We start from the raw sequence: 11,074 nt of genomic DNA, 5'->3' as shown, positions 1-11,074 counted from the left end.
GCCCGATAATGACATTAAATTACAAAACTCGACATTTGGGCTAATAGTTCATTCTATTATTCCTATTATTCATGGAGGATTTATGCAAAAATCGATTCAAGCAGCACTTCTTTTTATGCAGGCGGCATTTTTAGTTTCGTGCACTTCTATGCCAGGCAAACCGGACTCAAAAATCACTGCGGAAAACAACAAAGCCGCAAAAGCCATTCCTATAAACAATCCGCTTCCAAAAGGAACTCTTGAACTTATAGACGGATTTGAAGAAGAAAATTTTTGGTATGCCCTGGGCGAAACAAAAAGCGACGACTATTCAACAGATACCGACACCACGGAAGAATGGAGCACTCAAGGAGATTTCTGCGCGCAATGGAGCTTTGCAAAAATTCCACAAAATGCAAAGGCTTCGTTTGCAATAGAAAATCTTGTTCAAAAAGACTGGTCAAGCGCAAAAGTCTTGATTGCAGACATAAACAACACTTGCCAAAATCCGCTTGTAATTCTTTTGGAAACTCAAGGCGGACCACATCACATAATTTCAAGAACACAAGAAATTCTTCTTGGCATAGGCGAAAATATAAATGTCTACTTTGACCTGCTCCATGAAATAACAGATGAAAACGGCAATCAAATTTCCGCCATAACAGAAAAAGACGACATAAGAAGCATTTCTTTTCAAATAAAAGGTAAAAGTTTTTCAGGGTCAGTCTTTCTTGACAACATAAATCTCGTTTACTAATTATCAGACGGAATCATAAGGACAACTGGACGAGACTCCTGCGCAACTATTCCGTAGCCAGTTGCCCTGCATGGCTGTAAAATATATTTTTTTTGCGGCGAATTGCTTTCTTCCAAAGACAATTTATAAACTCCAGAAAAACGCGCGTTGTTTTCAGAATCAGAACGGAACTGAACAAAAGAAGAGCCTTCGTTTTCAAAGCAAGTGTAGCTTCCTGTTTCCAAAAAGCCTTCAGCTTCCATTGAATATTTTCCGTCTTGAAGCTTCACTGTAGAGCCGTCTGGAATTTTCCATGTACCGTCTTTTTTAAAAGCTTCAGAAACGCTAGCTGACTTTGACGAAGCCTTCTGTAAAAACATATTCTTTCCGATTTTTTTATAGTTTCCGTCCCACACCGCGTTTTCACTTATAAGCATTCTAACATCATCTTGAATTCTTATATGAATTTCCTCTGTGCTTTTTAAGCTTATGTCGATTCTGCGCTGAAGATTTTCAATTTCCTGATTTATAGTTGAAAGATAAATTCCGTTGCGCCGGATATTGCTGTGCGCCCATTTGTAAATTTCTTCTGTATCGTCCTTGAAAAAAATAATTTCGCGGGAATCATAGTCAAAAAAAACATAACGCAAGTTTCCGTTCGCTTCTGTCATATACCAAAGTCCGCTCAAAAATTTTGCAAAGGTCGCAACAGTTCCGTCCTGAATCTTCGCAAGCTCTTTTGCCGCAATCCTGCTTCCTGCAACACGGACAGTTCTTGTTTTTACATAGCTGTTTTCTGAATGCTTCCATTCATATTGAATCTGAAGCTGGTCTGCGCTGCCCGGCCGCTCTGAGTCCGAAGTATAAACCCAAATTGGAAAACTTGCGCCATTTGCCTTTGAACGCTCGTAGGCATCGTATCGGTCAAGCTGCTGAATAAAAATCGTTCCATCTCCGCGCAAATCGGCAATCTTTATAAGCGAAAAATTTCCGCCTGTGTTTAAAATAAAAAACGCCTGAAGAATTGAGTCCCCATTATCTGCAAATCCCTGATAAACCAAAGCCGTTCTATGCTCGCCTGTCAAATCCATTCCGGTATAAGAAAAAGTCTGCGCCTGGGAAATTTCTGTGGCAATAACAGCTTTTCGTTCGTAAACAGTTCTCTGCGGATTATAAAGTCCCACCAAAATCGCAAGATACGGACTGTCCATTGTTCTGATTACATTCACCTGGTCATCAAAGCCATCTCCGTCAAAATCCATGCTCACAATGCCAATCAAAGTTTCGTTGTCGTTAAGCGGAATAAGAGAAACAAGCGCGTTATCCTCTTCCATTGAAGAAAACGCTGAATTCTTTTTTTCTTCTGCGGAACTCGACATAGGCACAACAACAGAAGCTGAAGTTTTATTTTTATCTGGCTTATAAAAATAATTCTTTGCAATAAACGCGACAGCTACCGCCGCAACAATCACAATAAAAAGAGCAAGTGTAACTTTTTTCTGCATATAAAAATAATACAAGAGTTGGAAATGATTTTCAAGGCAAAACAAATTTCAACACAGGGCAAACGCATTATAAATAATTTAAGTAAAGTTTGCACGAAGGAACGGTTCCTTGGGCAAAAACACTCTGATTGTTGCGACCGCCTGAGCGGGCAATTCTATAGTTACTTTACAACAATCAGCGTGTAGCGCATTATTGCGCGATTTTGAACCAGGAAACCGTGTCTGGAAGCCAGTTTTATGCTGAATACATTTATACGTGTTTACCCTGAATTTCAACAGGACTGAAACAAAAAAAAGGCTGCCCGATTTATGGACAGCCAGAAAAAGCTAAATGCTTTCTATTTTATTTTTTTGGAAAAAGCTTTTTAAAATCAACAAGAACAAGACTTGAATCTCTTGCGCTGTCAATGTCTGTGATTTTTCCAAGCTTCTTGTAGAATTCTATAAGAGGCTCAGTTTCTTTTCTGTAAACTTCAAGACGGTGAGTTATAGACTCAAGCTTGTCGTCTTCGCGAGTAAAAAGCTCTCCGCCACATTTGTCGCATTTGCCTTCAACCTTTGGAGGCATAAATTTAACATTGTAGTTTGCCTTGCAGTTCTTGCATACACGGCGATTTGAAAGGCGCGCAATAATCAAGTCGTTGTCAACTTCAAAGTTAACAACTTTTACATCGATTCCAAGCTTTTCAAATGCTTCTGCCTGAGGAATTGTGCGTGGAAATCCGTCCAAAATAAAGCCGTTCTTGCAGTCATCTTTCTTGAGTCTGTCTTCCACAATTTCAAGAACAACTTCATCGCTTACAAGTCCGCCGGAATCAAGAATTGCCTTTACTTTTTTTCCAAGCTCTGTCTGGTTTTTGATGTTCTCGCGGAAAATATCTCCTGTGGAAATCTGAGGGATTCCGTATTCTTCAGAAACCTGAGCCGCCAAAGTTCCTTTTCCTGCTCCCGGTGGTCCTAAAAAAATAAAATTCATCTGTTTTACTCCCATAAAATTTTAGCGTGCTTTTATAAAAACACCGCATGATATTATAAATCAAAATTGCCAAATTCTCAACCAAATTTAACAATGTAGTTTTTCTTTTTTCCGCGGCGAAGAACAATCACTTTTCCTTCAATTGCAAGCTGGCTTGTTAAAGGCATATTTTCGTCCGTGGATTTTTCACCATTTAAGGTTATTGAGCCTGCCGCAAGAAATTCTCTTGCCTCGCGTTTGCTTGAAGCGATTTTATTATTTACAAGCACATCAATCAGTTTTTCACCTTCTGAAATTGAAACAGTCGGAACGTCCTTAAATCCAATTTCAATGTCCTTTAAGCTAAGAGACTTCACATTGCCAGAAAAAAGGGAACTGCTTATGTTCACGGCTTTTTCGAATTCTGCTGCTCCGTGCAAATCAGTGATAATTTCACGTGCCAAAGCCTTGTGCGCCTCGCGAAGCTCTGGGTGCTCCTTGTTTTTTGCTTCAAGTTCTTCAATCTGCTCTTTTGAAAGGAAAGTAAAAATCTTAAGGTAGTCAACAACCATTGAATCGTCAACATTCACAAGATACTGATAAAGCTCATAGCTCGAAGTTTTATTCAAGTCAAGCCACAATGCATTTCCCGCGCTTTTTCCAAATTTATTTCCGTACTTGTCCAAAACAAGCGGCATTGTAAATCCGTAGGCTTCCTTGCCTTCAATTTTGCGGATAAGCTCAAGACCTGTTGTTATGTTTCCCCACTGATCCGCGCCTTCGGCCTGAAGAATGCAGTTTTTATTTCTGTAAAGCCACAAAAAGTCATAGCCTTGCAGAAGCGTGTAGGAAAATTCCGCAAAAGTAATTCCTGTTTCCAGACGGCGTGAAATTATATCTTTTGAAAGCATATAGCTTACGTTTATGTATTTTCCAATGTCGCGCAAAAATTCAAGGAAAGTATAATCTTTTGTCCAGTCATAGTTGTTTACAATTTCCGCCTTTCCTTCAAAAATCCTGTCAACCTGGCTTTTTATTCCCGCAAGATTTTTTTCAAGAGTTTCATGACTGATTATTTCACGTTCTGCTGTAGGACGAGGATCGCCAATAAGACCTGTAGAGCCGCCCACCAAAAGAATCGGATGATGACCTGCACGCGCAAGACGCTTCGCTGTTACCAAAGACGAATAATGCCCCAAGTGAAGGCTGTCTGCTGTAGGGTCTGTTCCCCAGTAAAATGTGATTTTTTCATTGTTAAGCTTGTCTGCAATGTCTTCCCCGGCAACATCTTTAACAAGTCCACGCCACTGAAGCTCCTCAAAAAATGTCATTTCCTACTCCAAGTTAAATGAATACTGATTTTTATATGTTCCAAAAGACTATCACTTTTTCCTATGAGTTTCTAGTAAAAATGCATAAAAAAAGCTCCTGCGCAAAACAGGAGCAAACGGTTCCTACGGGAATCGAACCCGTCTTTCGACCTTGAGAGGGTCACGTCCTAGCCGATAGACGAAGGAACCTAAACAAAAAAAGCCAGACTAGCAGTCCAGCTTATATTCCCCAAGGAGGATTCGAACCCCCACAGTGAGAACCAGAATCTCAAGTGCTACCATTACACAATCGGGGAATGCAATGTGCATATAAAATACAAGGTCATAAAAAAAAAGTCAATAGCAAAACATTGTTTTTATTGAATTTTTTTAGCCATTGAAGATTTTGTTTATTTGACAAATTGTAATACATCGATTACATTGTATTACAGAGAGGTATAATTATGGCAATGACCGCAACCGCAACTTTTAGAACAACACCAGAACTTAAAAGCAGAATGGACTTTCTTGCAAAAGAAACCCACAGACCAACAAGTTTCTATTACAACCTTCTGCTTGAAGATTATCTTGAAGATTTGGAGGACATATATCTTTCTGAAAAAATCCTTGAAGACATAAAAAGCGGAAAAGAAAAGACAATTCCAGCTGAAGAAGTATATAAGGAACTTGGAATTTGAAAATAGAATATACATCAAGTGCAAAAAAGGAACTTAAAAAACTTGACAGGCAAATTCAAATAAAGATAAAAAATTATCTTAATGAAATTGCAAGCCTTGAAAATCCTCGCTCACGAGGAAAAGCACTTGTAGGAAATTTATCGCATTTATGGCGATATAGAGTCGCAGACTACAGATTAATTTGCGACATTCAAGATGAAAAAATTCTTGTTACAGTTTTACGTATTGGACATAGAAAAGAAATCTACAAAAACTAAGCAAAATACTTTTATTCTGTTGTGCAGTGCTCCACACTTCCCTGCCCGGCTGTTTTTCCGTTTTTAAGCATTTCTTCCATTGTGTGCCAGCCAAGAACTGCGCACTTTACGCGTGCAGGCATTTTACTGATATTTTTTAGGCTTGCAGCTTCATCAAGTTCTTCCAAAGCACTGTCATCTTCAATCTTGCCGTAAATCATGTCCATAAAAAGTGAAGCAAGGCGCAAGGCTTCATTCTTTGGCTTTCCAATTATGTCATCAAGCATCATGTCTACAGAAGCCTGGCTTACAGCGCATCCAGAGCCGTTAAAGCTTCCTTCTGAAATTATTCCGTTATCATCAATTTTGAGCTGAAGATAAATATTGTCTCCGCAGCTAGGATTCACGCCTTGCAATGTAAATGTAGGATTTTCCATAACGCCCTTGTGAGTCGGGTTCAAATTATGCTCGTTAAGAATTTCCTGATAAAGCGATTTCAAATCCATGTTAATACCTCAGTTTTTAATTGCCTTTATTCTTTAAATCCCATCCAGCAGCGGACAAGCTTTAGTTTTTCAAGAAAAATTTCAACTTCTTGCTGTGTATTGTAAAAGTAGCAGCTTGCGCGCGCAGTTGAGCCTACTCCAAGTTTCTGCATCAAAGGCTGGGCGCAATGATGTCCTGCCCTGACCGCAATTTTTTCTGTATCAAGAATAGAAGCAATATCATGCGGATGCACGCCGTCAATGGTAAAAGTAACAATTCCGCAATGCTTTTTATAGTCATCGTTCCCGATTATGTGAAGATAAGGAATTTTTTTCATTCCCTCAATCATCGTCTGGGCAAGAGAATCGTCGTTTTTTTCTATATTATCAAGCCCGATTTCCTGAATATATTCTATCGCCTTTGCAAGCGCAACAGCTCCACCAGCGTTTACAGTTCCGGCTTCAAATTTATGCGGAACTTCTGCAAAAGTCGCAGTCTCGCGGGTAACATATTCAATCATTTCTCCGCCGCGCAAAAAAGGCGGAAGTTTTTCAAGCAGCTGTTTTTTACCATAAAGAGCGCCAATTCCCATAGGAGCACAAAGCTTATGCCCCGAAAAAGCAAAAAAGTCCACGTCCAATGCCTGCACATCGATTTTTTTATGAGGCGCGCTCTGAGCTCCATCCACAACAACGTAAGCCCCCTTTCCGCCGTTTCCAACTTCATGAGCATAGCTTGCGATTTTTTCTATAGGATTTGTTATTCCAAAGACATTGCTAACCTGCGCAACCGCAACAATTTTTGTCTTGGAATTTATTTTAGCTTTTATTTCCTGCTCCGAAATTTCTGCGGAAGAATCGCACTCAAGCCACACAAGTTTCGCGCCTTTTGCATTGCAGACCATCTGCCACGGAAGAATATTCGAATGATGCTCCATGCAGCTTACAACAATTTCGTCCCCAGACTGAACTTCAGAAAGACCAAGAGTGTATGCAACAAGATTCAGGCTTTCAGAAGCATTGCGCGTAAAAATAATTTCCGCAGGCTCGCTAGCATTAAGGAATTTTGCAACAAAAGATCTTGCGTTTTCATAGTCATCAGTTGCCCTTATGCTCAAAGCGTAAAGTCCGCGCAAAGGATTGGCGTTGTTTTTTCTGTAAAAGTCAGCTTCCGCCTGAATTACACATTCCGGCCTATGAGTTGTAGCCGCGCTGTCCAAGTAAATAAGCCCTTCGTTTTCTGGCTGGCTGAATATCTTAAAATCGCTGCGTATTTCTTGTGCACTGAACATAGTTTCCTCGTTATATAATCGCTTCAACAAAAGAATTGATTTCTTCCACAAGGCTTTCATCAGGAATAAACCGTGAAACCTTTGAAACCTTTGCCTTTGTCAAAAGCTCTCTCGCAGTCTTTTCGTCAACTCCGCGGCTCTGCATATAGAAAAGTTTTTCCATGTCAACTTTGCCAATTGAACATCCGTGGCGGCCTTCAACAGCTTCTTCATCGCAAAGAATAACAGGAAGGCTTTTGTTCACAACATCCGGGCTAAGCAAAAGAACATCCTCCTGCTCGTCTCCCACAGAATCTGCGCAGCCTTTCTTAAAGCCGATTGTGCCTCTCCAAGTTTTTTTAGCATTTTCAAGCAAAACTCCGTCTACAGAAAAACGGCTTTCACTGTATTTTCCAGTCTGAAGCGCAACCTGGTTCATGTCAAGAAAAGATTCGCCTTTTACAACATAAGCTGCTCTTCCCAAGAAACGGCTCTTATACCCTTCAAGACTGTTAAAAGTTCCGCTGAACGTTTTGTTTGCGCCAAGCTCAAGCTCTGTGATTTCTATAGCCGCATTGTCATTACACTTTGAACCAATTGAATTAAAATGCACAACGTTTTTTCCAAGTAAGTTCACGCAGCAAATATGCACGTGCGAATTTTCCTGTGCAAGAACACGGATTCTAACTCCAAGCTGAGCATTCAAAATGTCCGCTTCACTTTTATAGACAAAAATATAAGAAGCCTGCGCGTTTTCCTTTGCCTGGATTACAATATCGCAAACAGAAGCTTCGTTTTCCTGCGCAAAAAACTCAATTTTTTGAACCTGATTTTTGGATTCCGCCGTAAAAAGCAAAGTCTTTATTCCGTTTTTCTGCAAAAGAGAATCAAACTTCTTATCAAAGCCTTCTCCAAGCCCGGTTTTTATTGAATCATATAAAGCAGAATTTTCAATTTCTTTTGCGCCGGAAACTGCACCACAAGACTTAAATTCACTGCTAAACTCAAGGCGAGCCATATTTATATTCAGAAAATTCCAAGTGAGGCTCGGAAACTGATTTACGTCTATTTCAAAATTTTCCATTCACTAGCCCCTTACATGCTGCCTTTCATTTCAAGCTGAATCAAATTGTTCATTTCAACTGCATACTCAAGCGGAAGTTCCTTGCTTACAGGATTCGCAAAGCCTGAAACAATCATTGCCCTTGCATCTTCCTCGCTGATTCCGCGGCTCATAAGATAAAAAATCGCCTTGTTGGAAATACGGCCAATCTTTGCTTCGTGCCCGATGTCGCAGTCATCTGTCATTACATTCATTGCAGGAACTGTGTCGCTGCGGCTTTCGTCATCAAGCATAAGCGAAGAGCAGTCAACGCTCGCCTTTGAGTTTTTTGCGCCTTTGTTCACGACAATAGAACTTCTGTAAGTGCACTCTCCGCCGCCTTTTGAAATGGACTTGGTGTTTATTACAGTCGAAGTGTTTTTTCCAATGTGAACCATCTTTGCGCCGGTATCAAGATTCTGTCCTTTGCCTGCAAAAGTTATTCCAGTAAATTCAACGCTTGAATTGTCGCCCTTTAAAATTGTAGTCGGATACAAATATGAAATGTGGCTTCCAAAGCTACCGGAAACCCATTCCATACGTCCGTTTTCCTCAACAATGGCGCGCTTGGTATTCAAGTTGTACATATTCTTTGACCAGTTTTCAATTGTTGAATAGCGCAGCCGGGCATTTTTCTTTACATAAAGCTCAACGCAGCCTGCATGAAGATTCGCAACATTGTACTTTGGAGCGGAACAGCCTTCTATAAAGTGCAAGTCCGCGCCTTCATCCACAATAATCAATGTATGCTCAAACTGGCCAGCTCCAGCCGCATTCAGCCTGAAATATGACTGCAAAGGAATTTTTACCTTTACATTTTTTGGAACATAGACAAAGCTTCCGCCACTCCAAACAGCACCATGAAGAGCCGCAAATTTATGGTCAGACGGAGGAACAAGGTGCATAAAATATTCCTTTACCATTTTGCCCCATTCTTCGCTTTTTAAAGCAGACTCAAAATCAGTGTAGATTACGCCCTGCTCCGCAACTTCCTTTATAACATTGTGGTAAACAACTTCGCTGTCGTACTGCGCTCCCACTCCGGCAAGGCTTTCACGCTCCGCTTCTGGAATTCCAAGCTTTTCAAAAGTATCTTTTATATCTTTTGGAACATCAGCCCACTTTGCAGCCATTTCAGTCTTAGGCTTTACGTAAGTTACGATTTTTTGAATGTCCAAATCGCGGATGTCAGGTCCCCAGTCAGGCTCATTTATCTCATTGAACAAATGAAGGCTCTTTAAGCGGAACTCTTTCATCCATTCAGGGTCGCTTTTTTCTTCGCTTAGCTTTTGGACAATCGAATCGTCAAGACCTGCGCGTATTTTATAAAAGTCCTTGTCGCTTTCCTCGTAGCGAAAGTCATAAAGAGAACGGTCAATATCTGAAACTTTTGTTTTTTCTTCGCCCATAAACAATTTTCCTGATTAAAGTCCACCGTTGGTAGCGTTCATCTTTACAGCGTCCATTGCGGCTTTTGCAGCGGCGGCAAGCTGTTCCTTGCGCTCGGCATCTTTTATTTCCTGCGGAATAAAGCCGTCAAATCCTTCCTCGTTTATCTTCTGAACAAGGCTTCCGTCTCCAGTATGAACAAGCTGGCCTTTTACAATAATATTAGTTTTGTCCACGGAAAGATTTTCAAGAATTCTAGTTGAATGGGTTATTACAATCAAAGAGCCGCCGGAAGCTTCCATATATTTTTTTATTCCCTCGGAAACAATGCGGCAGGCATCAACATCAAGTCCAGAGTCTGTTTCATCAAGAATGGCAAGCTTAGGCTTAAGCATCAAAAGCTGCAAAATTTCGCTCTTCTTTTTTTCTCCACCGCTGAATCCAACGTTCAAATCGCGCGAAGCATAGCTGTGATCCATTTTTAGCAGATCCATGTTTTTTTCAAGTTCGCGGCTAAACTGCATGAGTTTTACCTTCTGGCCTGTAACCTGCTGCATGGAAGAACGGATAAACGATTCAAGCGAAACACCCGGAACTTCAAGCGGTTCCTGAAAGCTAAGAAAAATGCCTGACTTTGCCCTTTTGTCTGCGGAATCAGATGTGATGTCCTGCCCGTTAAAGATAATTTTTCCGCCGGTTACAGAATATTCAGGGCTTCCCATCAAAGTATAGCCCAAAGTTGATTTTCCAGCTCCGTTCGGTCCCATAAGAACATGGATTTCTCCGGGAGCAACGTCCAATGAAATATTTTTAAGAATCTGTTTTTCGCCAACAGATGTGCACAAATCTTGAATTGAAAGCAGCGGTTCTGCCATAAAGTTCCTCATTTTAAATGTAGTAGGCTTTTTAAACAAAAGTTCTAAAAAGTTCTCATGTATGCCTAAAATATACTGATATTATAGGAAAATTGCAATGTTTGGGAATAGACAGATGCACATTGCTCAGATCCGCGACAAAATCATCGTTGCCATCGTCGTCTTTCTCTGCAATCCTGATTTTTGCTGTCGCTCCGTCTGCAATGTCTGTTACATCGGCGCAAAGATAAACCTCATCGCCGATCAGGGCTTTTGTTATTGTCCTGCCGCTTATATCTTCCCAGCGCGGGTTTACGATTGATGGGTTCTTTTCTTCTACGTTGCTTTCTTCTGTGTCGGTCTGCGTTTCCGCCTGACTTCTGTCCTCTGAAACTGCAACTGGTTTTGCTTCCTGTGTGTTTGCACTCCGGCTGTCTATCCGTTCCCTGTCGATTTCGCTTATGCTTCTGTTGCTGCTTACTCCGCAGAAGTTTCTTTTAAGATGGCACGTTGTGAAGTATCCGTCCTGGACGCTGAAGTCGTGCTCGACAGAG

Annotated in this window: 11 protein-coding genes, 2 tRNA genes and 1 pseudogene; 3 read left to right on the top strand and 11 right to left on the bottom strand. The window is 40.8% G+C overall.

Translation table 11 applies throughout. From position 1 onward, the window contains the following. Positions 1-82 precede the first annotated feature (82 nt). Positions 83-736, top strand: coding sequence for a hypothetical protein (locus B3209_RS05570; protein ID WP_296690140.1), 654 nt, complete (start codon positions 83-85; stop codon positions 734-736). Here B3209_RS05570 and B3209_RS05565 read toward each other — a convergent pair. The 5 genes from B3209_RS05565 to B3209_RS05545 form a co-directional block, all read right to left on the bottom strand. Next, the gene (locus tag B3209_RS05565; protein WP_296690138.1) at positions 733-2,220 is read right to left on the bottom strand and encodes a pallilysin-related adhesin; all 1,488 of its coding nucleotides are present in this window, start codon (positions 2,218-2,220) and stop codon (positions 733-735) included. The two genes, B3209_RS05570 and B3209_RS05565, sit on opposite strands and share 4 nt — an antisense overlap. 343 nt (positions 2,221-2,563) lie before the next feature. Next, positions 2,564-3,196, bottom strand: coding sequence for an adenylate kinase (locus tag B3209_RS05560; RefSeq protein ID WP_295796316.1), 633 nt, complete (start codon positions 3,194-3,196; stop codon positions 2,564-2,566). 77 nt (positions 3,197-3,273) lie between these two features. Then, positions 3,274-4,506, bottom strand: coding sequence for a tyrosine--tRNA ligase (gene tyrS, locus B3209_RS05555; RefSeq protein ID WP_296664121.1), 1,233 nt, complete (start codon positions 4,504-4,506; stop codon positions 3,274-3,276). 117 nt (positions 4,507-4,623) lie between these two features. Then, positions 4,624-4,695, bottom strand: a tRNA-Glu gene (locus B3209_RS05550). A 36-nt stretch (positions 4,696-4,731) separates the two neighbouring features. Next, positions 4,732-4,802 (bottom strand) — tRNA-Gln (locus tag B3209_RS05545). 147 nt (positions 4,803-4,949) lie between these two features. Here B3209_RS05545 and relB point away from each other — a divergent pair. Both relB and B3209_RS05535 read left to right on the top strand, forming a co-directional pair. Next, entirely contained in the window at positions 4,950-5,183 is a 234-nt protein-coding gene (relB, locus tag B3209_RS05540) for a type II toxin-antitoxin system RelB family antitoxin (RefSeq protein WP_288605349.1), read from the top strand. Next, positions 5,180-5,440 (top strand): type II toxin-antitoxin system RelE family toxin, encoded by a 261-nt coding sequence (locus B3209_RS05535; protein ID WP_296690136.1) that lies wholly within the window; start codon positions 5,180-5,182, stop codon positions 5,438-5,440. Before relB ends, B3209_RS05535 begins: the two co-directional genes overlap by 4 nt. Before the next feature lie 11 nt (positions 5,441-5,451). Here the strand turns inward: B3209_RS05535 and sufU are convergent, their stop codons facing one another. The 6 genes and pseudogenes from sufU to B3209_RS05505 all read right to left on the bottom strand — a co-directional run. Beyond that, positions 5,452-5,925, bottom strand: coding sequence for a Fe-S cluster assembly sulfur transfer protein SufU (sufU, locus tag B3209_RS05530; RefSeq protein WP_296664123.1), 474 nt, complete (start codon positions 5,923-5,925; stop codon positions 5,452-5,454). 26 nt (positions 5,926-5,951) lie between these two features. Further along, entirely contained in the window at positions 5,952-7,196 is a 1,245-nt protein-coding gene (locus tag B3209_RS05525) for an aminotransferase class V-fold PLP-dependent enzyme (protein WP_296690133.1), read from the bottom strand. A 10-nt stretch (positions 7,197-7,206) separates the two neighbouring features. Beyond that, positions 7,207-8,259, bottom strand: coding sequence for a SufB/SufD family protein (locus B3209_RS05520; RefSeq protein ID WP_296664126.1), 1,053 nt, complete (start codon positions 8,257-8,259; stop codon positions 7,207-7,209). Between the two features lie 11 nt (positions 8,260-8,270). Then, positions 8,271-9,686, bottom strand: coding sequence for a Fe-S cluster assembly protein SufB (sufB, locus tag B3209_RS05515; protein WP_296664127.1), 1,416 nt, complete (start codon positions 9,684-9,686; stop codon positions 8,271-8,273). 15 nt (positions 9,687-9,701) lie between these two features. Beyond that, the gene (sufC, locus tag B3209_RS05510) at positions 9,702-10,541 is read right to left on the bottom strand and encodes a Fe-S cluster assembly ATPase SufC (RefSeq protein ID WP_296664128.1); all 840 of its coding nucleotides are present in this window, start codon (positions 10,539-10,541) and stop codon (positions 9,702-9,704) included. Between the two features lie 55 nt (positions 10,542-10,596). After that, positions 10,597-11,074: pseudogene (locus B3209_RS05505) on the bottom strand (hypothetical protein); the annotation flags it as partial.

Origin of the sequence: Treponema sp. UBA6852 (genome assembly GCA_002449305.1) — a bacterium.
GTDB lineage: Bacteria > Spirochaetota > Spirochaetia > Treponematales > Treponemataceae > Treponema_D.
The sequence above is the reverse complement of the archived record's forward strand: the minus strand, read 5'-3'. Positions and strand labels throughout refer to the sequence as shown.